General features: G+C 67.6%; 25 protein-coding genes. 11 read left to right on the top strand and 14 right to left on the bottom strand.

What is annotated here, in order from left to right:
* Positions 1 to 107 precede the first annotated feature (107 nt).
* Both AC5Y4Q_RS16775 and AC5Y4Q_RS16770 read right to left on the bottom strand, forming a co-directional pair.
* Entirely contained in the window at positions 108 to 671 is a 564-nt protein-coding gene (locus AC5Y4Q_RS16775) for a hypothetical protein (protein WP_064922339.1), read from the bottom strand.
* Positions 672 to 995: 324 nt separating this feature from the next.
* Complete coding sequence (locus tag AC5Y4Q_RS16770) at positions 996 to 1,544, bottom strand: hypothetical protein (protein WP_065019370.1); 549 nt, start codon at positions 1,542 to 1,544, stop codon at positions 996 to 998.
* 474 nt (positions 1,545 to 2,018) lie between these two features.
* Between AC5Y4Q_RS16770 and AC5Y4Q_RS16765 the strand changes: the two genes are divergently transcribed.
* On the top strand, positions 2,019 to 2,633 hold the full coding sequence (locus tag AC5Y4Q_RS16765; protein WP_065019376.1) for a type II toxin-antitoxin system PemK/MazF family toxin: 615 nt from the start codon (positions 2,019 to 2,021) through the stop codon (positions 2,631 to 2,633).
* Between the two features lie 75 nt (positions 2,634 to 2,708).
* Here the strand turns inward: AC5Y4Q_RS16765 and AC5Y4Q_RS16760 are convergent, their stop codons facing one another.
* Positions 2,709 to 3,137, bottom strand: a complete 429-nt coding sequence (locus AC5Y4Q_RS16760; protein WP_064922341.1) for a CBS domain-containing protein — start codon at positions 3,135 to 3,137, stop codon at positions 2,709 to 2,711.
* Between the two features lie 125 nt (positions 3,138 to 3,262).
* Here AC5Y4Q_RS16760 and AC5Y4Q_RS16755 point away from each other — a divergent pair, with 125 nt between their 5' ends.
* Positions 3,263 to 4,102, top strand: coding sequence for a ribonuclease Z (locus AC5Y4Q_RS16755; protein ID WP_125224582.1), 840 nt, complete (start codon positions 3,263 to 3,265; stop codon positions 4,100 to 4,102).
* Between the two features lie 120 nt (positions 4,103 to 4,222).
* A complete protein-coding gene (gene rpsT, locus AC5Y4Q_RS16750; RefSeq protein ID WP_064921292.1) occupies positions 4,223 to 4,483 on the top strand; it encodes a 30S ribosomal protein S20 in 261 nt (86 codons plus the stop codon).
* 73 nt (positions 4,484 to 4,556) lie between these two features.
* On the opposite strand, the gene holA is transcribed toward rpsT, so the two are convergent.
* From holA to AC5Y4Q_RS16735, 3 genes are read right to left on the bottom strand one after another with little or no spacing between them, the layout of a single operon-like run.
* On the bottom strand, positions 4,557 to 5,519 hold the full coding sequence (holA, locus tag AC5Y4Q_RS16745; protein WP_125224581.1) for a DNA polymerase III subunit delta: 963 nt from the start codon (positions 5,517 to 5,519) through the stop codon (positions 4,557 to 4,559).
* Positions 5,520 to 5,531: 12 nt separating this feature from the next.
* Positions 5,532 to 7,094, bottom strand: a complete 1,563-nt coding sequence (locus tag AC5Y4Q_RS16740) for a ComEC/Rec2 family competence protein (RefSeq protein ID WP_125224580.1) — start codon at positions 7,092 to 7,094, stop codon at positions 5,532 to 5,534.
* Positions 7,095 to 7,096: 2 nt separating this feature from the next.
* On the bottom strand, positions 7,097 to 7,954 hold the full coding sequence (locus AC5Y4Q_RS16735) for a ComEA family DNA-binding protein (RefSeq protein ID WP_125224579.1): 858 nt from the start codon (positions 7,952 to 7,954) through the stop codon (positions 7,097 to 7,099).
* A gap of 82 nt (positions 7,955 to 8,036) precedes the next feature.
* On the opposite strand from AC5Y4Q_RS16735, the gene AC5Y4Q_RS16730 reads away from it, so the two are divergent.
* Positions 8,037 to 8,201: a hypothetical protein gene (locus AC5Y4Q_RS16730; protein ID WP_165604363.1), complete on the top strand. Its 165-nt coding sequence runs from the start codon at positions 8,037 to 8,039 to the stop codon at positions 8,199 to 8,201.
* Between the two features lie 159 nt (positions 8,202 to 8,360).
* On the opposite strand, the gene AC5Y4Q_RS16725 is transcribed toward AC5Y4Q_RS16730, so the two are convergent.
* Entirely contained in the window at positions 8,361 to 8,897 is a 537-nt protein-coding gene (locus AC5Y4Q_RS16725; protein WP_064921287.1) for a DUF4352 domain-containing protein, read from the bottom strand.
* A gap of 151 nt (positions 8,898 to 9,048) precedes the next feature.
* On the opposite strand from AC5Y4Q_RS16725, the gene AC5Y4Q_RS16720 reads away from it, so the two are divergent.
* Both AC5Y4Q_RS16720 and AC5Y4Q_RS16715 read left to right on the top strand, forming a co-directional pair.
* Positions 9,049 to 10,209, top strand: a complete 1,161-nt coding sequence (locus tag AC5Y4Q_RS16720) for an acyl-CoA dehydrogenase family protein (RefSeq protein ID WP_064921306.1) — start codon at positions 9,049 to 9,051, stop codon at positions 10,207 to 10,209.
* A gap of 14 nt (positions 10,210 to 10,223) precedes the next feature.
* On the top strand, positions 10,224 to 11,333 hold the full coding sequence (locus tag AC5Y4Q_RS16715; RefSeq protein ID WP_064921286.1) for an acyl-CoA dehydrogenase family protein: 1,110 nt from the start codon (positions 10,224 to 10,226) through the stop codon (positions 11,331 to 11,333).
* Between the two features lie 5 nt (positions 11,334 to 11,338).
* Here AC5Y4Q_RS16715 and AC5Y4Q_RS16710 read toward each other — a convergent pair whose 3' ends face one another.
* On the bottom strand, positions 11,339 to 12,523 hold the full coding sequence (locus AC5Y4Q_RS16710; RefSeq protein ID WP_499959726.1) for an enhanced intracellular survival protein Eis: 1,185 nt from the start codon (positions 12,521 to 12,523) through the stop codon (positions 11,339 to 11,341).
* A 65-nt stretch (positions 12,524 to 12,588) separates the two neighbouring features.
* Here AC5Y4Q_RS16710 and AC5Y4Q_RS16705 point away from each other — a divergent pair, with 65 nt between their 5' ends.
* Positions 12,589 to 13,632: an NAD(P)H-dependent amine dehydrogenase family protein gene (locus AC5Y4Q_RS16705; RefSeq protein WP_125224578.1), complete on the top strand. Its 1,044-nt coding sequence runs from the start codon at positions 12,589 to 12,591 to the stop codon at positions 13,630 to 13,632.
* Positions 13,633 to 13,737: 105 nt separating this feature from the next.
* On the opposite strand, the gene AC5Y4Q_RS16700 is transcribed toward AC5Y4Q_RS16705, so the two are convergent.
* Complete coding sequence (locus AC5Y4Q_RS16700) at positions 13,738 to 14,325, bottom strand: PepSY domain-containing protein (RefSeq protein WP_064921283.1); 588 nt, start codon at positions 14,323 to 14,325, stop codon at positions 13,738 to 13,740.
* Between the two features lie 220 nt (positions 14,326 to 14,545).
* On the opposite strand from AC5Y4Q_RS16700, the gene AC5Y4Q_RS16695 reads away from it, so the two are divergent.
* Complete coding sequence (locus AC5Y4Q_RS16695) at positions 14,546 to 14,989, top strand: MmpS family transport accessory protein (protein WP_064921282.1); 444 nt, start codon at positions 14,546 to 14,548, stop codon at positions 14,987 to 14,989.
* Positions 14,986 to 17,907 (top strand): MMPL/RND family transporter, encoded by a 2,922-nt coding sequence (locus AC5Y4Q_RS16690; RefSeq protein WP_064921281.1) that lies wholly within the window; start codon positions 14,986 to 14,988, stop codon positions 17,905 to 17,907. The genes AC5Y4Q_RS16695 and AC5Y4Q_RS16690 overlap by 4 nt, the downstream gene beginning before the upstream one ends.
* A gap of 78 nt (positions 17,908 to 17,985) precedes the next feature.
* On the opposite strand, the gene AC5Y4Q_RS16685 is transcribed toward AC5Y4Q_RS16690, so the two are convergent.
* Genes AC5Y4Q_RS16685 through nadD form a run of 5 tightly spaced genes read right to left on the bottom strand, consistent with a single transcriptional unit; the run spans position 17,986 to position 21,310 of the window.
* The gene (locus tag AC5Y4Q_RS16685) at positions 17,986 to 18,837 is read right to left on the bottom strand and encodes a DegV family protein (RefSeq protein ID WP_499959692.1); all 852 of its coding nucleotides are present in this window, start codon (positions 18,835 to 18,837) and stop codon (positions 17,986 to 17,988) included.
* A complete protein-coding gene (gene octT / locus AC5Y4Q_RS16680) occupies positions 18,834 to 19,583 on the bottom strand; it encodes a diglucosylglycerate octanoyltransferase (RefSeq protein ID WP_499959690.1) in 750 nt (249 codons plus the stop codon). Before octT ends, AC5Y4Q_RS16685 begins: the two co-directional genes overlap by 4 nt.
* Positions 19,573 to 20,244, bottom strand: a complete 672-nt coding sequence (gene gpgP, locus AC5Y4Q_RS16675; protein ID WP_064921278.1) for a glucosyl-3-phosphoglycerate phosphatase — start codon at positions 20,242 to 20,244, stop codon at positions 19,573 to 19,575. The genes octT and gpgP overlap by 11 nt, the downstream gene beginning before the upstream one ends.
* Positions 20,241 to 20,636, bottom strand: a complete 396-nt coding sequence (rsfS, locus tag AC5Y4Q_RS16670; RefSeq protein ID WP_064921277.1) for a ribosome silencing factor — start codon at positions 20,634 to 20,636, stop codon at positions 20,241 to 20,243. Before rsfS ends, gpgP begins: the two co-directional genes overlap by 4 nt.
* The gene (nadD, locus tag AC5Y4Q_RS16665) at positions 20,633 to 21,310 is read right to left on the bottom strand and encodes a nicotinate-nucleotide adenylyltransferase (protein ID WP_082952572.1); all 678 of its coding nucleotides are present in this window, start codon (positions 21,308 to 21,310) and stop codon (positions 20,633 to 20,635) included. The genes rsfS and nadD overlap by 4 nt, the downstream gene beginning before the upstream one ends.
* Positions 21,311 to 21,471: 161 nt before the next feature.
* Between nadD and AC5Y4Q_RS16660 the strand changes: the two genes are divergently transcribed.
* The gene (locus tag AC5Y4Q_RS16660) at positions 21,472 to 22,473 is read left to right on the top strand and encodes a class I SAM-dependent methyltransferase (protein WP_499959724.1); all 1,002 of its coding nucleotides are present in this window, start codon (positions 21,472 to 21,474) and stop codon (positions 22,471 to 22,473) included.
* Positions 22,474 to 22,637: 164 nt separating this feature from the next.
* The gene (locus tag AC5Y4Q_RS16655) at positions 22,638 to 25,289 is read left to right on the top strand and encodes a helix-turn-helix transcriptional regulator (protein ID WP_499959687.1); all 2,652 of its coding nucleotides are present in this window, start codon (positions 22,638 to 22,640) and stop codon (positions 25,287 to 25,289) included.
* The last annotated feature ends 75 nt before the right edge of the window (positions 25,290 to 25,364 follow it).

The raw sequence follows: 25,364 nt of genomic DNA, 5'->3' as shown, positions 1-25,364 counted from the left end.
TCCTGGTGAGCGGGTGGCTTGCTGTCTAGTCAGGGTAGCGAGGCCGGGGCAACAAAACGAAACCCCCGGAGGGCGCAGCCTCCGGGGGTTTGCGTTCCTACGACGATTTAGGCGTCGATCGAGTCCATGCCGAAGTAGCCCAGGATGTCGTTGAAACCGAGCTCGAAGTAGTCACTGGCCTGCCCCCAGCCGTCGCCGGATTCGGCAGCAGCAGCGGCGATGGCCTCCGCGGCGCTCCCGCCGAACAGCGCACCGCTGTCCCAGTCGAGGTTTTCGCCGTCGTTCATCAGCGCCCACAGGAGGGTGTTGCTGCCGTTGTTGAACTCCATCAGCGCGCCGTTGAGCAGGTTGTAGGAGCCGGAGGCGCCTGACGACATCTCGTCTTCCCAGTTCACGCCATAGATCAGCTGGCCGAACGCCGCCTGCTCCAGCAAGTTGTCGTGGGTGATGGTCGCGAACGGGTAGGTTTCGGTGGGCGGGAGGACGTCTTCCTTGGCGCCCGTAAGGGCAGCACCGGTGTTGAAGAGCCAGTTCATCGACTGGTGCTGGCTGTTGACGATGCCGCTCCAGTTGAACTCGGTGGTGTCGTCGTCGGCGGCCGCCAGCGGGGCCAATGCGAGGGCTGCACCGGCCGCGAAGCTGCCGATTACCCCGATCTTGCGAATGCTCATGCTCAATAGCCTTTCCCGATGTCCTCCGCCAGCCAGGCCGGCCGTCGGATGTCCCCCAGCACGTCGCTGAAAGCTGATGAAAACCTAACGGCTCGCCTTGTTAAGGGCAACTCCGACACTTACAGGAAGTGCTGTGTGTTGGATCATCGGCACGTCGAAAACCAGCCTGGGTCACGCCTTGGGGCCGGCGATCGGCTCACATGCAGCTGCAAACCCGCAGCAAGAGCGGCGCACCCACCAAAACACTAAGTTAACGCCGGGACATGCCGGCGGCAAGGCGAATCCCCGGAAGTGCGCTCCCCGGCATTCGGTTCTCAGGGACGGCTAGGGCACGAAGACGCCGAGGTAGCCCAAGAAGTCGGCCAGGCTGGCCTGGAAGTACAACCCGGACTCTTCCCATCCGCTGGCGGCCCCGTTGGCAATCTCCATCGCGCTGGCCCCGCCGAACAGGTCACCGCTGTCCCAATCGAGCACAGCACCGTTGTTCGCCAGCGCGTACATCAGCGAGTTGAGGCCGTCGTCGTAGGCGACCACCGCGCCGTTGAAGACGCTGTAGGCGCCCGGGTCGGAGGCGAGCCCGGCGAGCGACGGGTTGAGTCCGTAGACCAGGTGATCGAACATCGTCGAGCCATTGTCCTGAACCGTCGATACGGCCTCCGGCTTAATGATCGCGAAGCCCTGCGGCCCCTCGGTGAGCGCGCTCCCGGGGACACCCCCTAGGACGGTGTCGGTTACGAACAGAAAATTCATCGACTGCACCTCGCTGGCCACGACGGGGGCCAACGGGTCGGTGTCGGCAGCTGCCAGCGGCGCCAATGCGAATGCCGCACCGGCGGTGAAGCCGCCGACCACACCGAGTTTGCGCGTGTTCATGCTCAATGCCTTTCAGATGTCTACTGCTTGTCTCTTGCGGCCGGAGAATTACCGCACGTACCCTTCGCGACGGAAAGCCAAGGGGCCGCGTCGTTTTCACCAATATCGTTGCGGGCAGAACCCGGGATAATTGCGCAACCCAAATACCTCCTGGTAAGCCGTGGGCGCACGCAGGAGAGCGACACGTCGCACGCTGGATGAAACAACCATGGCCCCTCCCCTTGTCAGGGCATGATCGCGGCGGACTAACTCTCGCGAGCCGCTACGCCCCACCGTTTAGAAGCCCCCCGTATTAACGAATATTCTCCGACCGTACGCCGATGCCGTTCTGGGGACAATACAAGTGGCACATCAGTTTTCGTACAGATTCCCGGTGCGCGGTGTTGACGTTTACGTCAATAAAATTTGGCGGCCGTAGTGCTGCTGACGACGCAGCACGTCCGCGTCGAAGCACACTTCGCCTATGCTGCGATCATGGCTTCCCCACGGAAGACCCCGTGGCAGACGGTGCAGCGTTTCGCGGAGAACTTGGTGTTCAACGAAGCCCCACGGTTCATCCGCCAACTCGAGCAGGCGCCGCTGGTGCAGCAGCGCATCCAACGCGGCATCGAGCAGGGCATCAAGATCGGCCTGGAGGTCCTCAGCGGCGCAGGGTCCGATGCCTCCCCGGCGATCCCGGCGGGCCGACCGGTCACCAACAGCAGCGTCCCCACCGCGCACCGTGCCCGCCGCCTGGTCTACGCCCCTGACCTCAACGGCCGCGCCGACCCGGGCGAGATCGTCTGGACCTGGGTGGCCTACGAGGACGATCCGGATCAGGGCAAGGACCGGCCGGTGTTGGTTGTCGGACGGGACCGCAGCATGCTGCTGGGACTGATGTTGTCCAGCCAGCCGCGTCACGCCGAAGACGCCAACTGGCTGGGGATCGGCGCGGGCAGCTGGGATGAAGGCCGCCGGCTCAGCTGGGTACGGCTGGACCGCGTGCTCGACGTCCCCGAGGAGTCGATCCGGCGCGAAGGCGCCATCCTGGAACGCACGGTGTTCGAGGTGGTGGCCGCCCGGCTGCGCAGCGACTACGCGTGGAGTTGAGCCCTACCGCGGGCGGCGACCGCTAACCCAGGCAGCACCCCGCCACGACCGGCGGCTCCGGCGTGGCGTTCGCCGCTATCCCTGGCTGATGTAGGAGCGCAGCTGCGCGCGCTCGGCCTGCAGCTCCTCCATCCGCGACTTCACCACGTCGCCGATGCTCACGATCCCGGCCAGCCGGCCGTCTTCGAGCACCGGGATGTGGCGCGCCCTGTGCTCAGTCATCAGCATGCTGACCTCGTCGGCGGTGTCGGATTTGGTGCAGGTCGCCACCAATCGGGTCATGATCGCCGACACCGGCCGCGCCAGCAGGCTGGCACCGTGGACGTGCAGCTGGCGTACCACATCCCGCTCGGAGGCCACCCCCTCCAGACCGTCGGGTCCCATCACCACCATGGCGCCGATGTTGTGCTCGGCCAAACCGGCCAGCAACTCCATGACGGTGGCATCCGGATGGATGGTCACCACCGCCGCGCCCTTGTTCCGCAATACATCCGCGATGCGCATTGACGCCTCCCGCCGCAGTGATCTGCTTCACACCAGGCTAGGCCATTTTCCGGACGCGGGGAGGCGATCTTGAAACTTGGCCGATCGTCCACCGCCGGGCGGCGATCTGTGGCATATGTGACGTCATGACGATCGAGATCACCCTGCTGGGCACCGGAAGCCCGATCCCCGACCCCGACCGCGCCGGACCGTCAACCCTGATCCGGGCCGGCGGTCAGGCGCTGCTGATCGACTGCGGGCGCGGGGTGTTGCAGCGCCTGGCCGCCGCCGGGGCGTCGGCCAACACGCTGTCGGCGCTGCTGCTCACCCACTTGCACAGTGACCACATCGCCGACCTCGGTGACCTGCTGATCACCCGGTGGGTCACCACGTTTACACCCGACCCCGCGCCGCTGCCGATCATCGGCCCGCCGGGCACAGCAGACGTCGTGGAGGCGACGCTGCGGGCGTTCGGGCACGACATCGGCTACCGGATCGCCCACCACGCCGACCTGACGGCACCTCCTCCGGTCGAGGTCCACGAGCACACCGCCGGTCCGGTGTGGGATCGCGATGGCGTGCAGGTCACCGTGGCGCCCACCGATCACCGGCCGGTGACGCCCACGATCGGGTTCCGGATCGAACACGCCGGTGCTTCGGTGGTACTGGCCGGGGACACCGTGCCCTGCGCCAGCCTCGATGAGTTGGCCGCCGGCGCCGGCGCGCTGGTCCATACCGTGATCCGCAAGGACCTCATCGCCGCGCTGCCCCAGCAGCGGATCCGCGACATCTGCGACTACCACTCCTCGGTGGCCGAAGCCGCCGTGACCGCCCAGCGCGCCGGGGTCGGCACGCTGGTGCTGACCCATTACGTGCCCGCCATCGCGCCCGGGCAGGAGGATCAGTGGCGCGCGCTGGCGGCCGCGGAGTTCGACGGGCCGATCGAGCTCGGCGACGACCTGCACCAGGTAGTTGTCGGAGGCTGAGCAGAGGGACGGCCGTTTGGGCCAAGTTGGGGAGTTGACAGCCCAGCTGGTAACCTGAACAGCCGTTGCCCCCGCGTCGGGAGGCGAACCCAACTCAAGCTTTTGCGAAGGAACTACTCCGTGGCCAACATCAAGTCGCAGGTGAAGCGCAACCGGACCAACGAGCGCGCCCGGCTGCGCAACCAGTCGGTGAAGTCGGCGGTGCGCACCGCGATCCGCGCCTTCCGTGAGGCCGCTGAGGCCGGTGACAAGGAGAAGGCCGGCGAGCTGCTGGTGGCGACCAGCCGCAAGCTGGACAAGGCCGCGAGCAAGGGCGTGATCCACAAGAACCAGGCCGCCAACAAGAAGTCGGCGCTGGCGCAGGCCCTCAACAAGCTCTGATCCCCGCGCAAGCAGACACCAGCGCCCCCATTCCGGTCGGAATCTGGGGGCGTTCGTCTCTGCTCGGCACCCGTTAGCGCGCGGCCAACTCGGCGACCTGACGGACCGCGGCTTCTAGGGCGTAGTCGGCGTCGGCTGCAGCGCCTTTGACATCTGCGTTGAGGGCGGCCACCAGCCGCACCGCGGCAGCCACCGATTCCCGCGACCAATACCGGGACTGCTTCTGGGCCTTCTGCACCCGCCAAGGCGGCATGCCCAATTCGCCGGCCAGCCGGTAGGGGTCACCGGACTTCGGCCCGACCCGGGCGATGGTGTGGATCGCCTCGGCCAGCGCGTCGGCCAGCACCACGTGCGGTTCGCCGCGGATCATCGCCCAGCGCAGCGCCTCGGTGGCACCCTCGACGTCGCCGACTACGGCCCGATCGGCGACGTCAAAACCTTTCACTTCGGCTTTGCCGCTGTGGTAGCGGCGCACCGCGACGGCGTCGACGTGCCCGCCGGTATCGGCGACCAGTTGCGAGCAGGCTGAGGCCAACTCACGGATATCGGAGCCCACCGCGTCGAGCAGCGCCGCGACGCAGGCGTCGTCGACCTCGGCTTTGAGCCGGCGGAACTCGGCACGAACGAAGTCGGCGCGTTCGGCGGGCTTGGTGATCCGGGCGCACGGGTGCACCTGGGCGCCGAGTTTCTGCAGCTGGCCGGCCAGCGCTTTCGCGCGCCCGGCACCGGAATGCACCACCACCAGCACGGTGCCCGCCGGGACGTCGGCGGCCGTCGATCCGATCAGGGCCACGGCGTCTTTGCCGGCCTCGCCGGCGGCTTCCAGCACAACCACGCGTTCATCGGCGAACAACGACGGACTCAGCAGCTCGGCGAGCTCACCCGCCTCGACCTCACCGGCCCGCAACCGGTCCACCGGGATGTCGGTGCTGCCGGCCTGGGCGCGTACCCCCGCCAGGACCTGCGCAACCGCCCGCTCGACCAGCAGTTCCTCATCACCGAGGATCAGATGCAGCGGCGAAACCGGTTGGCTCACCCGCCAATCGTGTCACGCAGCCCCGACACCCGCCCAGCCGGTCAACACCTCCGAGACCGACCAGGCCAGCAGGCACAGCGCCAACGCGATCAGCACCCGCCGACAGCACCGCCACCGCCAGCACAGCACGATCAGCAATGTGGCGGCGCTCACCCCGACGACCCCCGCCATCCCTGCGGGCACGGGCACGGTGGCGGCGGGAAACCCGCCGCTCCAATGCGCAACCCGGCATACCCACCACAGTTCGGGCCCGGTGAAGCGGATCAACAGCTCGGCGGCCGCCGGCCACCATCCGCACAGCACCGCCGCCGCGCTACCCAGCACGGTGATCGGGGCGACCAGCACCGCCACCGCCAGGTTGGCGAGCGTGCTGACCAGGCTGAGCCCGCCGGAGATACCGGCAATCAGCGGCGCGGTGACCAGGTTGGCGGCCCAGGCCACGGCGACGGCGGCGGCCAGCGGCTTCGGCCAGCCACGGGCCACCAGCCGGGCTGACCAGACCGGTGCGATCAGCACCAGCGCCGCAGTGGCCACCACCGACAACGCGAAACCGACATCGACGGCCAGGTGCGGGGCCAGTGCCAGCAGCACCAACACACTAGTGGCCAGACTCGGAACCGCCTGGCGCCGGCGCGCCGACAGCACCCCGAGCAACGCGATCGCCCCCATCACCGCCGCCCGCAACACGCTGGCCGTCGGCTGCACAACGATCACGAACGCCAGCAACGCAAACCCGGCCAGAACCGCCGCGGCCCGCGGCCCGACCAGGCGCGCCGAATACAACACCGCGCCGCAGACGATGGTCACATTCGCACCCGAGACCGCCATCAGGTGCGTCAAACCCGCAGCCCGAAACTCGCGCCCCGTGGCAGCGGTGATCGCCGACGTATCGCCGAGGACCAGCGCGGGCAGCATCCGGGCCTGCTCACTGGGCAGCACTCGCCAGGCGGCGGCCGCAAAGCGGGCACGCACCTGATGAGCCGATCGGGCGATGAACCCGGGCCGGCCCCAGGTGGGCTCCCCGGAGGCGGTCAGCGTCGCGACCGTCAGGTCACGCCGGGTGGGGCGGGCGATCTTGGCGCGGAACGCCATCGGCTGACCGACCATCGCCTCGCCGAATTCCATGCCGGATGCGAAAACCACTACCCGACCGGAGGATTGGGCACCATCAAGGCGCTGCAAGGTGGCCCGCAACATCACCCGGCGGGCGCCGACCTGCATCGGACTCTCGCTGGGGGTGACCGTCACCGCGGCGGTGCGGCCGAACGCGGCGGTGATCGGGTGGGCGCTGACCGCGTCGGTGCGCAGCGCGACCGCCCACCCGAACCCTGCCCCCACTGTCGATGCCGCTGCCAGAGCCGCACCGGCCAGCCGCCAACCGGGCCGCCGCATCCGCGCGCCGTAGCACCCCAGCGCACCCGATAAGGCGCCGAGCCCGGCGCACAACACCGCCAGCGTGCCGCCGATCTGCCACTGGATGCCCGCCGCGGTGACCAACCAGCCGATCAGCGCGGCCGGCACCAACCGAACGTCCGGCCGGGCCGCCGGTGCTGCTGCGGCCGCCGTAGGGGTCACCGTCAGACGCGGACCAGGGCACGCAGCTTCTCCAGGCGCGCCGGGCCGATTCCGTCGACGTCGCCGAGCTGGTCCACGTCGGCGAATTTGCCGTGCGTCTCCCGCCAGGCGACGATGGCGGCCGCGGTGACCGGCCCGACGCCGGGCAGCGCGTCAAGTTGTTCGACGGTCGCGGTGTTGAGGTTGACCCGTTCACCGGGTTTGGGTTCTGGTTTGGCCGGCGCCGTCGTCGACGCGGTGCTCGTCCGGGGAGCCTCGGGGGCCTGCGACGGCGCGCCGACCGAGCTGCCGAGTACCGGCGGTCCAGACGGGGGCGCCAGCCCGACCACGATCTGTTCGCCGTCGACCAGGGGGCGGGCTAGGTTCAACCCGAGCGTGTCCGCACCGTCAAGGGCTCCGCCGGCAGCGGTAAGTGCATCAGCGATCCGGGCGCCGGGCGCCAGCGTCGCCAGCCCAGGCTTGTGCACCAACCCGACGACGCTGACCACCACCTGGTCGGCGCCGGACGCCGCGGGCGCCCCGGCGGGTTCATCCGCGCGCGGGCTGGCGGTCGAAACCATCTCCACCGGAGGCAGTTTGGCGCTGCGCACCGGTGCGGGCTGATCGCGCAGCACGGTGAACACCGTGACGAGCACCGCGACCGCGGCGATCACCGCCAGGGTGATGGCCCCGGCCCGGCCCGGGTCAGCCCGCACTTTGGCGAGCCAACCGGTGTCGGCCGTGCCGTCGGGCAGCCAGCGGGGCAGCAAGGAGTTCGGGTCGGCGTCGTCATCCGGTTCGGGGGTGTCGGTGCTGCGATCGGGGGCGGGCAGCAGGCCGAGGCGACGCTGCAGTCGCTGGCCGGGTAGTTCTGGTGCCATGCGCCGACGGTAGGTGCTGCTCCCGGCAGCGCTACCGGCTCAATAGCGGGTCGGGGCAAAAATTGTGGATCAACGCACGGTTGTGCAGAAACCCGTGATGGTCTTCGCCAGCGGGCGAGCCAACCGGCGCCGCGACAACCACCATCGGCTGGACAGGGCGCGCGAAGGCAATCTGGTCACCGGCGCTCGCGGTCGGCGACCACCGCCGCCGGGCCTGACCCTGGTCGGGGTGGGCTACCCTGAATGACCAGCTGGCGCGGCGCAATCTCATTACCGAGGGCTGCGCACGCGTGGGCGATCGCGCGGCGGCCGAGTGTGCGGTTTCGGTCGCAACATCGCGATTTCGGCGACCAAACCGCACAGTCGAGGCAACGGAGCCTTACGGCCTCAGCATCGCGCCCACGCTTTACCGGGTCACCCACTCCCCGACGTCATGGGAGATACCCGAGGACGGTGCATAGCGCACCTTCGTCGCGGTGACCCCGGAGGGCAGCGCGAACACGACGCAACCGGTGCTCGACGAGCCGGCGGCGAGCAGGAACCAGCCGTAGGCGAAGTCCTGGCACTCGGTCACGGTGGCGAAATCGGCCTGGTAGCTCTGGTGGTCCGAACCGATCACCGAGACGTCGCTGTTGCTGTTGCCGACGATGGTCGTCGTTCCGGCGTTCTCGATCCGCAGTTTGGTCGCGATGTAGGTCTTGCCGGGTTCACCCCAGCCGTTCGGGACCGTGGCCGGGTTGATGATCTCCGTCAACGTCACCGCGATCTTCTGCCCGCCGATGCGCATCAGGTCCAACGTCTGCCCGATGTGCGCGGCCGGCCGCGCGGGCGGGGCCTGCTGGGGCGAAGCGATCGGCGTGGGCCGGGATTCCTCGGCCGCCTCCGCCGAACACGACACCGCGCAAAAGAGCAGGACACACAGTACGACGAGCGACCGTCTCATGACCGCTAGCCTACAAAAACGCGCGGTAGCGCCTGCGTTCACCGGTTCCACCTGGTTTCCGGGACGCGACCGCACCTTCCCCCGCGCCCCGAGGCGGGTTCCGATTAGGGTGCATATCAACCTGTGTTCACCCACCCACCGGGAGGCCGACGTGAGACTGGCACTGACCGCCGAGGAGGCTGCGTTCCGCGACGAGATGCGCGCCTTCTTCACCACCGAGGTCCCGGCGGACATCCGGGAACGCAGCCGGCAGGGCCACTCGATCTTTCCCGACGATATCGTCGCCACCCAGAAGATCCTCAATGCACACGGTCTCGCGGTGCCCAACTGGCCGGTCGAGTGGGGCGGCAAAGATTGGACGCTGACCCAGCACCAGATCTGGCTCGATGAAATGCAATTGGCGTCGGTGCCCGAACCGCTCACCTTCAACGCCAAGATGGTCGGCCCGGTGATCGCCGAATTCGGTTCCCAGGCCATCAAAGAACGCTTCCTCCCCGCCACCGCCAATCTCGATATCTGGTGGTGTCAAGGGTTTTCCGAGCCGGACGCCGGCTCCGACCTGGCGTCGCTGCGCACCACGGCGGTGCGTGACGGCGACAGTTACATCGTCAACGGGCAAAAGACCTGGACCACCCTGGGGCAGTACGCGGACTGGATTTTCTGCCTGGTCCGCACCGACCCGCAGGCGCCCAAGAAGCAGGCCGGTATCTCATTCCTGCTTTTCGAGGTGTCCACCCCGGGCGTCACCATGCGACCGATCAAGCTCATCGATGGTGGCTATGAGGTCAACGAGGTCTTCTTCTCCGATGTGCGAGTGCCCGCCGATCAGCTGGTCGGCGAGGAGAACCACGGCTGGACCTACGCGAAGTTCCTGCTGGGCAACGAGCGCACCGGGATCGCCGGGGTGACCCGCACCAAGGTTCGGCTCGCCGAGGTAAAGCAACGCGCCAAGGAGCTCGGCGCACTCACTGACCCGCTGTTCGCGGCGCGGCTCGCGGAGATCGAAAACGACTTGCTGGCATTGGAACTCACTCAGATGCGGGTGTCGAGTGACTCCGCCGACGGCAAGCCCAACCCTGCGTCGTCGGTGCTCAAGCTGCGCGGCAGCCAACTGCAGCAGGCGGTCACCGAACTCTTCGTCGAGCTCGCCGGTCCGGACGTGCTGCCGTTCGGAGCGGGTGAGGGCATTGCCTCTCCGGAGTGGGCGCAGCGCGCCGCGCCGACCTACCTGAACTACCGCAAGACGTCGATCTACGGCGGCAGCAACGAGGTGCAACGCACCATCATCGCGTCCACCATTCTGGGCCTGTAGGAGGTACGACGGTCATGGACTTCCAACTCAGCGACGAGCAGGTCCTGCTCCGCGACACCACCCGTTCGATGCTGTCGGGCTACGACACCGAGACCCGCAATCAGGTCGTCGACGCCGATCCCGGCTTCAACCCGCAGGTGTGGAAACAACTGGCCAACACCGGCATTCTCGGCCTGGGATTCGACCCCGACGAATCCGGCCCACTGGAGATCATGGTGGTGCTCACCGAGATCGGCCGGCGAGTGGCCCCCGAGCCCGTCGTGCATGGAGCGCTGGGGCCGGGCGCGCTGATCGCCGAACGCGGCGACGCGCGGCAGCGCGAACTGCTCGAAGCGGTCGCCGAGGGCGATCAGATCCTGGCGTTCGCCCACACCGAGCCGGGCACCCGCGGGCAGCACGGACAGGTGGCCACTGCGGCTGTGCGGCAAGGCGATTCATGGCAGCTGAGTGGATGCAAGAACCCGGTGTTGACCGGGGATCGGGCCGACACCCTGGTGGTCAGCGCCGCCCTGCCGGACGGTGGGACCGGACTGTTCCTGGTCGACGGACGCGCTGACGGCCTGTCCCGCCAGCCCTACCGCACCTTCGACGGCCGACGCGGCGCCCAGATCGACTTGGCCAACACGCCAGCCACCCCGCTCGGTGAGCCCACCGACGCCAGCACGGCCATCGAGCACGCCATTGTCCGCATCTCCTCGGCGCTGTGCGCCGAGGCGGTGGGCGTGATGGAAGAGGCACTGCGGCTGACCACCGACTATCTCAAGACGCGCAAGCAATTCGGGGTCACGCTCAGCACCTTCCAGACCCTCACCCAGCGTGCCGCCGACATGTACGTCTCGTTGGAGATGGCCCGCAGCATGAGCCTGTACGCGGCCATGTCGATCGCCGACGGCAACCTCGACCCGGTGATCGCGGCACGCGCCAAGCTGCAGATCGGCCGGTCCGGGCGACACATCTCCCAGGAAGCCATCCAGTTGCACGGCGGGATCGGGATGACCTGGGAGTACCCGGTCGGCCACTACGCGGCAAGGCTCACCGCGATCGAACACACCCTGGGCTCATCGCAGGATCAGCTGCACACGCTGATGGGCAACCTGGGCAACTACGACTTGGCCAAGCTGTAGCGGCTTTAGAAGAAGAAGCCGAGCTGAGCCGGCACAGCGCTGACGAAAGCAGCGTCGAGCCGCGATGCCAGCCCGGGCTGTCGGCACCGCAAGCGGTTCGCCGCGGCCAGCGCCGTCGCCCGGTGGGTGCCCAGGTACAGGCTGCCCAGCACGTCGAGATCCAGTTCGGCGTCCGCCGGCGCGTCGGTCGGAGTGCACTGCGCCCGGCCGTCGCGGATGTCCAGCGCGAACCGGCCACCGTCGCCGCGGAACCCGTCGGACACATCCACAACGGCGCTCAGCTCCGCAGCGTAGCTGCGGGCCTGCAGCGCGGCCGCTACATCCATCAGCCGGAGCCACCCCTCGTCGGTGCGTGCGGTGGTACGGGCCAGCCGGGTGTCGGTCAGCAGGTAGGGCAGCGGATCGTCGGGGTAGGTGCCGATGACGACGGTCTGCATCAGATCCATGCCCAGCAGCGCCCGCCACAGCGCGGCGTGCGCCTCCGCGGTCACCGCCCGCAGCTCCGCCACCCGCACCGTCTTAGACGTCGTGCCGTGCACCCGATACAGCGCGTAACCGTGCGGGTGCAGCAGCGCCATCCACGCGGTGCCCCCGTCGCGGTCGCCTTCCCGGTCGGCGAGCAGGTCGTCCCAGAGCGCAGTCGGGCGCACCAGCCCGCCGGGGGTGCGCTCGCGGCAACGGTCGTAGATCGCGGCGAACTCGTCGCGGTGATCACCGGCCCGGACCAGCCGGACACCGCCGGGGTCGGGTGCGTCGGGGTGGAACACCGCGAACCTCCGGTCGATGGTCAGCTCCTGGTCGACGGTGGCCGGGCCGTAACCGAACCGCCCGTAGATGCCGCCTTCGCTGGCGGTCAGCGCCGCCAGCGGATATCCCGAATCAGCGATGCGCCGGTGCAATTCGACGTACATGGCGCGCAGCACACCGCGCCGGCGGTGGGTGGGCGCGACGACCACTCCGCTGATGCCGGCCGCCGGCAGCACCGCGCCGCCGGGAACCGTGAGCCGCAGGTCGAGGTAGAACGCCACGCCGATGACCTCGGCGCCGTCGCAGGCCACCACCGCACCGTCGGGCGGAACCAGGGTGCGAAGCGCCTCGACTTGCTGCGGATGCGGGAACGATCCAAAGCCGGCGGCCTCCAACAGCGCGAGCTGTGGCCAGTCGTCGTCTTGCGCGGTCCGCACGGTCACCTCGGTCACGGACTTCGACGGTGCCACAACCGGCGGCGCGCCGCATCCCAATAAGGTGTGGAGCCATGAGCACACCGCTGCGCGTCATCCAATGGACCACCGGCAACATCGGGCAGCGTTCGCTGCACGCCATCATCGGCCGTCCCGACATGGAGTTGGTCGGCGTCTACGCCCACGGCAAGAACAAGGTCGGGGTGGATGCCGCAACGCTGGCCGGCTGGCCAGAACCCACCGGGGTCACCGCCACCGACGACATCGACGCCCTGATCGCGCTGAAGCCGGACGCCTGTTGCTACAACCCGCTGTGGCCAAGCATCGACGAGTTGGTTCGGCTGTTAGAAGCCGGGATCAACGTGTGCTCCACGGCCGCCTGGATCACCGGCGGCAAGCAGACCCCGCAAGACCGCAAGCGCATCGAGGACGCCTGCCGAGCCGGGAACTCCACGATGTTCGGCAGTGGCGCCCATCCCGGACTGACCAACATGGTCGGCATGGTGCTGTCGGGAGCGTGCGAACGGGTCGACGAGATCCGAATCACCGAATCGGTGGACTGCTCGACGTATGAGTCCGCGGCCACCATGGCGGCGATGGGATTCGCCCAAGATCCCGCCACCCCCGGCCTGGCCGAGAGCGTCCGCCGGGAAAGCGAGGTGTTCGCCGAGTCCGCGGCCATGATGGCCGACGCGATCGGCGCAAAGCTGGACAAGATCACCTTCGACGTGCAGTTCACCGCCGCCACCGGCGACAGCGACCTGGGCTTCATGAAGATCCCGGCCGGAACCGTGGGCAGCGTCTTCGGCTACCACCGCGGCTGGGTCGGTGAGCGCAATGTCGTCAGCGTGGGGTTCAACTGGATCATGGGCAGCCATGTCGCCCCGCCCAAGCCGGTGGCGCACGGCCACGTGATCCAGGTATTCGGGCTGCCGAACATGCGCACCGTCATCAACTGCCTGCCGCCCAAGGACTGGAACGAGCCGAACTTCAACGGCTTGGGCTCGATCTACACCGCCATGCCGGTGACCAACGCGGTGCCGGCGGTGGTTGCGGCCGCGCCCGGAATCATCACACTGGCCGATCTGCCGCCGATCACCGGCCGCTCCGGCGGTTAGCGAGCCTTGACGAAGGAGAGGCGAAGCTGGACCGCCGAATCAGCCCCAGCCAGCTGAGCGGCTGGACTGGCCTACACCGGCGGTTAGCCGAGCTGGACCGTCGAATCAGACCGGCCGGTTGGTGGTGATCGCCCCCGACGCCGCATCGATGGTGACGTCGTGTTCGACCAGTTCGGTGTCCCACACGTCGGCATCCCACACCACGGTGCCGTTCATGTCGAGCAGGCTCAGCTCGGTGATCGAGCCATTGGGCACCGCGGTCAGCACCTTGTTCACCGCGGCCCGGTAGTCCAGGCGGGCGCCGTCCAGGTTGGCGCGACGTTTGGCCTTGTCGGCGTCGCTGTCATCGGTGACAGTCGGGCCGACCAGCACCGACACCCCGTCGGATCCGATCTTGAGTTGCCGTTCGGTGCCGTCGCGGGTCACCACCCGCACCTTCCAGGTGCCGGCGTCGTTGGTTTCGCTCTCGATGAAGATCAGCACGCTGGACGGAACCTGGGAAATGGCGAGGTCACCGGCGGTCAGCAGGGTCCGGGGATCCGGCGGCGCATCCGGGCGCGACCAGGACGCCCCCGCGGTGGTCGACTCCGCCGATTTCGCGCCGGACCTGCCGTTTCCGCTGCAACTGGCGAGCGCCAGCGCTACTACGATGACCACTGCGCCGAATCGGACGCCATTCACCAGACCGTGCATCAGCGGCCATGCTACTGAAACGCCGGCAACGCTGCCGCCCCGCCGGGGACTTGGGAATCGGCACGCCCGGGGTGCGCACCCATTGCGATCGTTAGTCAGACGAAGGTTATGCTGCCCGAGGGCGAAATTCGCGGCAGCCTTCGACGAGTCCGGGCGAGGCCGGAACAAAGTGTCCGCTGCCGGCGTTCGACCGCAATATCGATCAGCGGAAGGCGGTGGTATGAAGAGGATCCCGATCGCCGCAATACTCAAACGGCATTGGATTCCGCTGGTCTTTATCGTGGTCATCTTCATATCCGGCGTCATCGTGAGCCGGCTGCACAAGGTGTTCGCCTCGCAGGACCTCAACCCCCACGCCGGCGCGGGCATCGAGATCGTGCAGTTCAACCCCAAGTACGTGGCTTACGAGGCATTCGGCCCGCCGGGCACCCGCGCCGACATCAACTACTGGGACGCCGAGGCCAACGTCCATCAACTCAACGACGTACCGCTGCCGTGGTCCTACACCGTCGTCACCGTGCTTCCCGCTGTGCAGGCCAACATGATCGTGCAGGGCAACACCGGTGAGATCGGCTGCCGGATCAAGATCGACGACCGGCTACTCGACGAGCGACGCGCCACCGGACTCAACGCCCAGACCTTCTGCCTGGTGAAGTCCGGATGATCAAACGGATCCGGGCGCAGCTCGACAAACACCAGGAGCCGCACGTCAAGCGGCCGTTCTTCGCGCACATGCTGCGGATCTTCGCGGTGCCGATCATCATCGCCTGGATCGTGCTCACCGTCCTGGTCAATGTGCTTGTGCCCCAGCTGGAAGTGATCTCCGAGGAGCACTCTGCCCCGCTGGCACCGATGGATGCGCCGTCGATGATCGCCAGTCAGCTCGTCGGCGAGAACTTCCAGGAATACAAGTCCAACAGCACCGTGATGATGGTCGTGGTCGGCGAGGACGAGCTCGGCGAGGACGCTCACCACTACTACGACGAGATCGTCAAGAAGCTGGTCGCGGACAAGGAGCACGTCGAGCACGCGCAGGACTTCTGGAGTGACCGGCTGACCGCCGCGGGCGTGCAGAGCTCCGACGCCAAAGCCGCCTACATCATGCTCAACCTGGTCGGCAACCAGGGCATGACCGAGGCCAACGACTCGGTGCAAGCGGTCCGCAAGCACATCGACGACACCCCCGCCCCGCCCGGAGTGCAGGCCTACGTCGCCGGTCCGGCAGCGCTGACCGCGGATCTGCGCGAGATCGGCGACGCCAGCCTGGTCAAGATCACCTTGTTCACCATCGCCGCGATCGCGATCATGCTGTTGATCGTCTTCCGGTCCATCTCGGCGATGCTGACCCAGCTGTTCCTGACGCTGCTGGAACTGATCTGCGCGCGCGGCGTCGTCGCGTTCCTCGGGTTCAACAACGTGATGGGTTTGACCACGTTCGCGGTCAACATCATGGTGATGCTCGCGATCGCCGCCGGCACCGATTACGGCATCTTCCTGATCGGCCGCTACCGCGAGGCGCGGCTGGCCGGCGAGGACCGGATCGACGCCTACTACACCACCGTGCGCAGCGTCACCCCTGTGGTGCTGGGGTCCGGGCTGACCATCGCCGGAGCGTCGGCGGTGTTGTACTTCACCCGGCTGCCCTACTTCCACACCATGGGCATCCCAGTCTCGGTCGGCATGATCGTCGTGGTCGCCGCGGCGCTCACCCTGGGACCGGCCCTGCTGGTGGTGGTGAGCAGCTTCGGGCTGCTGGACCCCAAAGCGGCCAAACGGGGCGGATTCTGGCGCCGCGCCGGGGTCTCGGTGGTGCGCTGGCCGGCTCCGATCGCGGTGGCCAGCCTGGCGGTCGTCATGATCGGGCTGGTCGCGCTGCCGGGTTTCAAACCCGGCTACGACGACCGGAAATACCTGCCGAAGGACACCCCGGTCAACGTCAGTTACGCCGCCGCCGAGAAACACTTCTCAGCCGCCCGGATGGCCCCGGACATCACCATGGTGACCTCGGACCATGACATGCGAAACCCGGCCGACATGCTGGTGTTGGACCGGGTCGCCAAGAACATCATGCGGGTGCACGGCATCGCCATGATCCAGGACATCACCCGCCCGTTGGGGATTCCGCTGCAGCACAGTTCGGTTCCCTTCCAGCTCAGTGCGTCCAATCAGCTGATGATCCAGAACATGAAGACGCTCAAGGACCGGATCAAGGACATCGACACGATCTCCCAGCAGCTCGACAAGGACATCGAGTTGCTGATCCAGATGTACGGCTACCTGCAGGAAGTCGATCGGACCTTCGACGACACCGCCGAGGTCACCGAGCGCACCGTAGAGGTCTCCGATCGGATCCGCGACCACCTGGCCGACTTCGACGACCAGTTCCGGCCGCTGCGCAACTACTTCTACTGGGAGCCGCACTGCTTCGACATCCCGATGTGCTGGGCGCTGCGGAGCACCTTCGACACCACCGACGGCGTCGACCAGCTGACCGAGCAACTGCACCACCTGTCCGCTGACATCACCAAGACGGCCCGCTTGCTGCCGCAGGCGGTCGAGTTGCTGCCGGCCGTGGTCGACACGATGAAGATCATGCGCGGGCTGGTGCTGACCGTGCACTCCACGTTCTCGGCGTTCGTCGACCAGATGGAGGATCTGAGCAACACCCAGATCATGATGGGTCAGAGTTTCGACGACTCGAAGAACGACGATTTCTTCTATCTGCCCGCGGAGGCCTTCGACAACAAGGACTTCCAGACCGGTCTGCGACTGTTCATGTCACCGGACGGCAAGTCGGCACGCTTCTTCGTCACCCACCAGACCTATCCGGCTACCGAGGAGGGCATTGCCCGCGTGGAGCCGGAGCGCATCGCCGCCCAGGAGGCCCTCAAGCAGTCCTCTCTCGCGGATGCCAAGGTGTACGTCGGCGGAATGGCGGCGCTGTATGAAGACATGAGTAACGGCGCCAAATACGACCTGATGATCGCGGTGGTGGCGTCGCTGACGTTGATCTTCTTGATCATGATGATGATCACCCGAAGTCTGGTGGCCGCGGTGGTGATCCTGGGCACCGCGTCCAGTTCGATCGCCGCGTCCTTCGGCATCTCGGTGCTGATCTGGCAACACATCTTCGGTCAGCACATCTACTGGGTGACCCTGGTGTTGGCGGTGATCGTGCTACTGGCGGTCGGCTCGGACTACAACCTGCTGCTGGTCTCCCGCTTCGAGGAGGAGATCCACGCCGGGCTGAAGACCGGTTATATCCGGGCGATGGCCGGCAGCGGTGGCGTGGTGACCTCGGCCGGTATGGTCTTCGCCGCCACCATGGGCATCATGTTCTTCAGCGATCTCAAGGCGATCGGCATGTATGGCACCACGGTGGCGATCGGGTTGCTGCTCGACACCTTCGTGGTCCGCGCGTTCTTCATGCCGTCGATCGCGACGCTGCTGGGCAAGTGGTTCTGGTGGCCTCAGGTGGTCCGGCCGTGGGGGCCCAACAAGAACATCCGCGGGATCGCGGCACACACGCCACACGATGAGCCGGTGGCCGACACCGACCGGTTCGCAGCCCCGACACAGTAATCCAGCCCCCGGCGTTGATTCTGCGTCCAGGGCGGCGACACGCCGAAAGGCACCGCCCTGGGCGCAGAGTGAACGGGTTCAGGCCCCCGCGGGATCGACGTCCACGCACACCGCGACCGCACCCGCCCCGACGTGCAGCGCCAGCGTCGGTCCCAGATCGCTGATGACGGCCGGTTCACAGGCCGGCAACCGCTCGGCGAGCGCGCCGGCCACCTCATGGGCCCCTTGCGGATTGGCGACGTGATGCACGGCCAGCGCGGCCCGGCGATCACCCACCACGTCACAGACCCGGTCGATCATCGTGGCGACGGCCTTGCTGACGGTGCGGACACGCTGTGCCAGCACGAGTTTCCCGTCGTCCACGGTCAACAGCGGCTTGAGGGACAGTGCGGTGCCCAGCCAGGCCGCCGCACTGCCGATCCGGCCGCTGCGCCGCAGGTTGTCCAGCCGGTGCACCACCAGATACGCGTGAGAGCGCCGCACGGCCGCCTCCGCGGCAGCCACCACACCGTCGAGGTCGGCACCGCCGGCCGCGGCGCGGGCGGCGGCCAGCGCCACGAACCCGGTGCCCATCGCCGCTGACCTCGAGTCGACCACCCGCACGCCGGAGCCGATCTGGGCGCAGACGTGCTCGGCAGTGCCGAGCGTGCCGGACAGCGCGGAGGAGATGTGGATCGCCACCACACCGGCACCACCGCTGTCCGCCAACCCGTTCCGGTAGGCGCCGGTCAGTTCCTCCGGATTGGTGCCGGCCGTGCTGACACCGTCACGGGCGTAGATGTCCTCCGGGATGTCATCGATGCCGTCACGCAGGTCTGCCCCGCCGAGCAGAATGTGCAAGGGCACCACCCGGATTCCCCACCGGTCACGCAGTTCAGCGGGCAGGCACGCCGACGAGTCGGTCACCACGACGACGGCCGGGCCGGTCATTCCGTCTGTCCGGGCACGCCGGCCTCGGCCAGCGCTTTGAGCATCAGTTCGGCGACGGCCCGGTGCGCTTCGAAGTTCCAATGGATGCCATCGGGGTTAGCCCGCCCGCTCATGACCTCTTCGGCCACTGCCAGCTTCAGATCGACCAGCGCAACGTCGTGCCGCTGCGCCCACTGCGTGATCGCCTGCACCGTCGGCTCCCGACCCTGGTGGGCACGACCATACGTGTCGGCGATGTGGACCGACGGCAGACACGCCACAATCGGTATCCCTGGCCGGTTGAAATCGATTGCTCCCCTGGTCTTTTCGAGATAGTCGGCGGTCAGGCGCGGCGGCAGTGCCGCGCGGGCCCGCGGTGAAAGTCGGGGCTGTAGCCAGCCGTAACCGTCACGCACGCAGCGTCGTAGCCGGGGCGGCCGCACATATCGGATCAACTCGCGCAGCGCGGTCGGCCACACCGAGGGCAGCGAATCCATCCCGCTGGTGGCGATGATGACGGCCCCGGCTCGGGGCAGGGCAGCCCAGGCGCGTGGATCCTGGGTGGCCGCCCACCACACGTCCCGGCTGGTCCAGCCGATCCGTCCGATCAACTCGACGTCCCAGCCCAGGTGCGCTGCAACGATGTTCGGCCAGATCCGCGGGTCGTCGGCCGGCAGCCCGCCGGTGGGCCCGTAGTAGGACAGCGAATCGGCGAAGATCAGCAGCGTCGGACGGGGGGCGGAGGACATCGCCGGTTCAGAGGACATCGCCGGCCACCTGTGCTGAAGCGTTCCAGACGTCCAGGCGCCAACGGACGCCGGCGAGATCGGTCACGTCATCGTCGGAGTACCCGCTGAGCTGGGTCCAGCTGGCATTGGCCATCCCGCCCAGCACCGGCCAGTTCTCGACCGGAAGGCGCAGCAACGCAGCGGTCAGGGCAGCGATCAGGCCGCCGTGGGCGACCAGCACCGCCGGCCGGTCGCCGTCACCGCTCCCCCAGGCCGGCTCGCCGGCGACCAGCTCGGCGACCAGCGGTTCGCTGCGCGCGGCCACATCCACTCTGCTCTCCCCACCGTGCGGGGCCCACCGGGCGTCATCACGCCAGGCCAGCCGGGCGCCGGGCGCCGCGGCGTCGACCTCCTCGTGGGTCAGGCCTTGCCAATCACCGAGGTGCGTTTCGCGCAGGCGAGTGTCCACCCGGACCTGCAGCCCGTTGTGCTCGGCCAACACCGTGGCGGTGTCGTAGGCACGCCACAGATCCGAAGACACGATCAACAGCGGGTGACGCTTGCGCAGCACCTCGGCCGCCGCCTCCGCCTGGGCGCGGCCCAGGTCGCTCAGCACGGTGTCCAGCTGACCCTGCATCCTGCTACCGGCGTTGAACTCGGTCTGGCCGTGCCGCAAGAGGATCAGGCGGCGGACCCTCACGACACATCCCCCGGCGCCGGCGCGCCGTCGGAGTCGGCCAGGTCGACCGGCACCAGCGGGCAGTCCTTCCACAGCCGGTCCAGCGCGTAGAAGTCCCGCTCGTCCTGGTGCTGAATGTGCACCACGATCTCGACGTAGTCCAGCAGTGTCCAGCGCCCTTCCCGGGTGCCCTCGCGGCGCGCCGGCTTGTACCCGGCCCGTCGCATCTTCTCCTCCACCTCGTCGACGATCGCGTTGACCTGGCGTTCGTTGGACGCCGAAGCGATGACGAAGCAGTCGGTGATGACCAGCTGGGCGGAGACGTCGATGACGACGACGTCGGTGGCCAGCTTTGCGGCGGCGGCCACCGCGGCCACCGTCGCCATGTCGATGGCCTCCGGGCTGGCCGTCATGCGTTGTTCCCGGCGGCCAGGCTGGTGGACTGGCCGACGGCCTTCTTCGCCCCGGGGCCGTCGCCGCCACGGTAGAGCCGGCGTTTGGACACGTACTGCACGACGCCGTCGGGCATCAGGTACCACAGCGGCCGGCGCTGCTCGGCGCGCTGGCGGCACTCGGTCGACGAGATTGCCAACGCCGGGATCTCCACCAGGGTCAACGCGTTCTCCTCCAGTTCGCCCAGCACGCCGGTGATGTGGTCGTGCCGCAGCTCGAATCCGGGCCGGCTGACCCCGACGAAACGTGCCAAGTCGAACAACTCCTCCCAGCCCTGCCAGGTCAATATGGACGCCAAGGCGTCGGCGCCGGTGATGAAATACAGTTCGGAACCCGGGTTGAGTGCATGCAGGTCACGCAACGTGTCGCGGGTGTAGGTGGGGCCGGCGCGGTCGATGTCGACCCGGCTCACCGAAAAGCGTGGATTGGACGCGGTGGCGATCACCGTCATCAGGTACCGGTCCTCGGCCGCTGAGACGCGTCGATCCTTTTGCCAGGACTGACCGCTGGGCACGAACACGACCTCGTCCAACGCGAATTTATGGGCTACCTCGCTGGCCGCGACCAGGTGGCCGTAGTGGATGGGATCAAACGTCCCGCCCATCACCCCCAGCCTGCGTAGCCCGTCATGCATGGTTCGCCAGCTTACTGGACCAGCGGAAACGGCTGTCGGCAGACGGCCGCCGCCGGGTCAGCGCGATTGCGGGGGCAAAGCACCGCACGATCGTGTAGAAGAGGGCTGTGGATAAGTCGCCGTCGACATCGGTTGATCCCGCGCAGGCGGCCAAGGACGCCATGCTGCGCCGTTTCTATACCCGGGCGCGGATCGGTGGGCAGATCGTGCTGCCGGCCGTCCCCAGCATGCTGGACGAATACGTGACGATGTGCGACGCAGTGTTCGCGGGCCTGGGCAAGCGCTTCAACGACGCCGAACTCGCCCATCTTCGCGGGGTGTTGGAGGGGCAACTGGCCGCTGCCTACTCGGCGTCGCCGCGCTCGAACATCATCATCTCCTACGACGCCCCGATCGGCCTCACGCTGAACTACACGGTCCGCGCCGAATGGAGCTCGATCTCCGAGGCCTACGAGCGTTGGCTGGCCACGCGGGAACCACCGCTGTTCGGCACCGAGCCCGATGCCATGGTCTGCCAGCTGGCCACCCAAGCCGAGATGGCCGGTGATCCAGCTGCGCATCACGTGCTCGAAATCGGTGGCGGCACCGGGCGCAACGCCCTGGCACTGGCCCGCCGCGGGCACCCGGTCGACGTCGTGGAGATGACCCCGAAGTTCGCCGAGATGCTGAAAGACGAGGCCGACCGGTGCTCGTTGGACGTGCGCGTCATCGTGCGTGACGTATTCGTCGACGCTGATGACCTGCGCCACGACTACCAGCTGATCGTGCTTTCGGAGGTATTGACCGATTTCCGATCGACCCAGCAGGTACGCAGTCTTTTCGAACTCGCCGCCCGCTGCCTGGCTCCCGGCGGGCGGCTGGTGTTCAACGCATTCCTGGCGCGTGAGGGCTACCATCCCGACGACGCCGCCCGCGAATTCTGTCAGCAGGTGTACTCGAGCTTGTTCACCCGCGACGAAATGTTGGCCGCCGCAGCGGGCTTGCCCCTTGAGCTCATTGCCGACGAGTCCGTATACGACTACGAAAAGACACACCTGCCCGACGGCGCCTGGCCGCCCACCAGCTGGTACGCCGACTGGGTGAGCGGGCTCGACGCGTTTCGGACTTCCCGTGAGGAGAGCCCTATCGAGTTGCGCTGGTTGGTATTCGCGCGGGCGCGCTGACCTCGCCCGGACCGAGCATTCACCGAGCAACTTCCCGACCGTTCGACGAACCCATTTACGTGATCGTCAACGTTTGTTTTTCCCGGGTGGAAATATTTACACCCCCCGAACGTGCGGCGTAGGTTTTGGCCCAACGCAGTTGTCCGGGGGGAGGACGGGGGGCTTTGCGCGGCAAGGTTGAATCTGCTTCTGCGTGGCCGATTGTCGGCCGCGATGATGAACTGCGCAAGGCGATGGCAGCCCTGGGGCCCGATTCCGAACTACAGGGTGTCGCGTTGGTCGGCGACAGCGGTGTCGGCAAATCGACGCTGGCGCGCGCGCTCGGTGCCCGCCTCACCGCGGCCGGGCGAACAGTCCGGTTCGTGCTGGGCACCCAGACCGGCCGTGACGTACCGCTGGGGGCGTTCTCCCGGTCGGTGACCGTCGATGCGAGCTGCGAGCCGGCAGCGATGTTGGCGATGGCGCACCGGAATCTCGCGGCCACGCAGAACCCGGTGATCGTCGTCGATGACGCTCAACTGCTCGACCCGTTGTCGGCCACCCTGGTCTATCAGCTGGCGGCCGAAGGCACGGCCCAGGTGATCGTGGTGATCCGGTCAGGCGAAACGCTGCTCGACGCGGTGACCGCACTGCTCAAGGAGCAGTTGGTGTTGAACATGCACATCAACCCGTTCACCCGCGAACAGACCGGCGAACTCGCACGCCGGGTGCTCGGTGGTGTGGTCAGCCCGCAAGTGATCAAACGGTTGCACGACCGAAGTGGCGGAAGCCCGCTGTATCTGCGTGGACTGCTGCGGGCCGGCCAGGAAGACGGCGTCCTGGTGCAAGACGAGTATGGCTGGCAGCTCAAGGGTTCTCTGCACGCCGACTACGAATTGTCTGTTCTGCTCGGGTTTCGCCTGCAGACCCTCCGACCCGAAGAGCTGGAGGCACTCGAGATTCTGGCGATCGCGGAATTGCTGGACTGGGAGGTGTTCCGCGAACTCTGTTCTCCCGAAGCTGTCTCCGGCCTGGAACGTCACCGATTGGTTACCCTGACTTCGGACAGCGGCGGCACGCTGGTGCAGGTGACCCACCCGGTCTTCGGTGAAGCGGTGCTCGAGCGTGTCGGTGTGGTGCGCTCCCGGCGGCTCAACGGTGTGCTGTTCAAGGCCTTTGACAAGTACCTGCGGGGAGGCGGGCGGCGGTTGCGGCTGCCGGACGTGCGCGGCAAGATCCGGATGGCCCAATTCATGATCTGCAGCGACCTGGAGCCCGACTTCGAGCTGATCATCGGCGCGGCAGTGAGGGCGGCGGCCATGTCCAACCTGGCCCACGCAGAAGAGCTGGCCCGGTTCGCCTTTGACCGCGACGGTGGCTTGCCGGCGGCACTGGTTCTCGGCGAAGCCCTGTTGTGGCAAGGCCGTGGCGAGGAGGCCGAGTCGGTGCTGACCGATGTCAGCCTCGACGGCGCCGATAACGCGGCGATTGTCCAGTGGTGTTGTGTTCGCGCGTCGAACCTGTTTTGGAACTGCGGTCAAATCGATTCCGCGCGGCAGATTCTTGCTGGCGTGCAGGATCGCGCGCATGCGGAAGCCAGTGCGGCCCTCATCCGCGCCCTGGAAGTGGCTTTCGCGTTCTTCACCGGCGACCTCACCAGGACGCTTCGGGCCGGACCACCGTTCTGCGAGGCGGACGTGTCGCCGTTCGCGACGGCGCTGGCTGCCCTGCCGACCGCGCTGGCGCTGGCCACCGTCGGGCGCTTCGGTGAGGTGGCCGGGATCGCGGGGATGGGATTACAGGCGGCCACGCGCAGTCACTCCGGAATGATCCGGTTCGGTCTCGGCATCGCCGAGGTCATGGCACTCGTCACCGCCGGCGATTACCAGCAGGCGGAACTGGCCGCCGAACGCTATGTCACCATGGCGGCCGGTGTCCCGGAGCCAGACGCGATGGCCGGTGTGTTGCACGGCTTGGTACACCTGGCGCACGGCCGATTGCCCTTGGCATGTTCGCAGTTTCAGGACTCCTCGCCGGTGCTGTCCGGCGCCGCTCCCCCGTTGTGGCCGATGCTGGCGAACGCTTGGACCGCCGAGGCTGAAGCGGCCCGCGGCAACGCGATGTCCGCCTCGGCCGCACTGCGGCGTTGCGAAAAAGCCTACGGAGCACAGATCGCCGCCTTTCTACCGGAACTCGAGCTGGCCCGCGCCTGGGAGCGGGTGGTGCACGGTCAGACCTCCGATGCCCGAACGCACGCGCTGCGAGCCGCGCAGAGCGCCCGGCGCGCCGGGATGCACGCTGTCGAGATGCGGGCGCTGCACACCGCGGTCCGATTCGGCGAGCGCGCACACGCCGACCGGCTGGCAGAGCTCGCCGAGACACTGGACGCGCCGTTGCCCGATGCGGCTGCTGCCCATGCTCGCGGCCTGGCCGAGCACAACGCCGATCTGTTGAGCACCACCTCGGACCGATTCGCGGCCATGGGTGCGTTCGCACTCGCCGCCGATGCGGCGGCCCAGGCATCCGCCGAGTACGCGCGCAGCGGTCAACGCGGCAAGCAGTTGGAGTCGTCGACGCGAACGCAGTGGTTGGCCAAGCAGGGCGACATCCACACGCCGGCCATCGCGTCGGTGACTCAGCCCCTGCCGATCACCGATCGTGAACGCGAGATCGCGATGCTGGTGGCCGCCGGGCTTCCCAACCGTCAGATTGCCGATCGACTCTCCGTGTCGGTACGCACTGTGGACGGGCACCTGTACCGGATGTTCGCCAAACTCGGCATCGAACGGCGCGAGCAGCTGGTCCAGCTGTTCGCCGAGGGCCGGCCACGGGCCTGAGGTCCCCGGACAACGGAAAGGCCCGCCGCAGCGCGCCTCTTAGTTCCCGGGTTCTGGTGGCTCCGGGCATCGCCC

The sequence above is a fragment of the Mycobacterium sp. NGS16 genome, assembly GCF_059813225.1.
Note: the sequence above shows the minus strand (reverse complement) of the source record. Positions and strands in the feature narration are given on the sequence as shown.

What these genes read in the sequence shown, in the direction of transcription:
- AC5Y4Q_RS16725 (WP_064921287.1), bottom strand. Translation starts at nt 8,897, where the DNA reads ATGAGACGGTCGCTCGTCGTACTGTGTGTCCTGCTCTTTTGCGCGGTG.
- AC5Y4Q_RS16765 (WP_065019376.1), top strand. Translation starts at nt 2,019, where the DNA reads ATGGCTTCCCCACGGAAGACCCCGTGGCAGACGGTGCAGCGTTTCGCG.
- AC5Y4Q_RS16660 (WP_499959724.1), top strand. Translation starts at nt 21,472, where the DNA reads ATGCTGCGCCGTTTCTATACCCGGGCGCGGATCGGTGGGCAGATCGTG.
- AC5Y4Q_RS16770 (WP_065019370.1), bottom strand. Translation starts at nt 1,544, where the DNA reads ATGAACACGCGCAAACTCGGTGTGGTCGGCGGCTTCACCGCCGGTGCG.
- AC5Y4Q_RS16755 (WP_125224582.1), top strand. Translation starts at nt 3,263, where the DNA reads ATGACGATCGAGATCACCCTGCTGGGCACCGGAAGCCCGATCCCCGAC.
- nadD (WP_082952572.1), bottom strand. Translation starts at nt 21,310, where the DNA reads ATGCATGACGGGCTACGCAGGCTGGGGGTGATGGGCGGGACGTTTGAT.
- AC5Y4Q_RS16715 (WP_064921286.1), top strand. Translation starts at nt 10,224, where the DNA reads ATGGACTTCCAACTCAGCGACGAGCAGGTCCTGCTCCGCGACACCACC.
- AC5Y4Q_RS16690 (WP_064921281.1), top strand. Translation starts at nt 14,986, where the DNA reads ATGATCAAACGGATCCGGGCGCAGCTCGACAAACACCAGGAGCCGCAC.
- AC5Y4Q_RS16705 (WP_125224578.1), top strand. Translation starts at nt 12,589, where the DNA reads ATGAGCACACCGCTGCGCGTCATCCAATGGACCACCGGCAACATCGGG.
- AC5Y4Q_RS16685 (WP_499959692.1), bottom strand. Translation starts at nt 18,837, where the DNA reads ATGACCGGCCCGGCCGTCGTCGTGGTGACCGACTCGTCGGCGTGCCTG.
- AC5Y4Q_RS16700 (WP_064921283.1), bottom strand. Translation starts at nt 14,325, where the DNA reads ATGCACGGTCTGGTGAATGGCGTCCGATTCGGCGCAGTGGTCATCGTA.
- AC5Y4Q_RS16760 (WP_064922341.1), bottom strand. Translation starts at nt 3,137, where the DNA reads ATGCGCATCGCGGATGTATTGCGGAACAAGGGCGCGGCGGTGGTGACC.
- rsfS (WP_064921277.1), bottom strand. Translation starts at nt 20,636, where the DNA reads ATGACGGCCAGCCCGGAGGCCATCGACATGGCGACGGTGGCCGCGGTG.
- octT (WP_499959690.1), bottom strand. Translation starts at nt 19,583, where the DNA reads ATGTCCTCTGAACCGGCGATGTCCTCCGCCCCCCGTCCGACGCTGCTG.
- AC5Y4Q_RS16735 (WP_125224579.1), bottom strand. Translation starts at nt 7,954, where the DNA reads ATGGCACCAGAACTACCCGGCCAGCGACTGCAGCGTCGCCTCGGCCTG.
- AC5Y4Q_RS16775 (WP_064922339.1), bottom strand. Translation starts at nt 671, where the DNA reads ATGAGCATTCGCAAGATCGGGGTAATCGGCAGCTTCGCGGCCGGTGCA.
- AC5Y4Q_RS16695 (WP_064921282.1), top strand. Translation starts at nt 14,546, where the DNA reads ATGAAGAGGATCCCGATCGCCGCAATACTCAAACGGCATTGGATTCCG.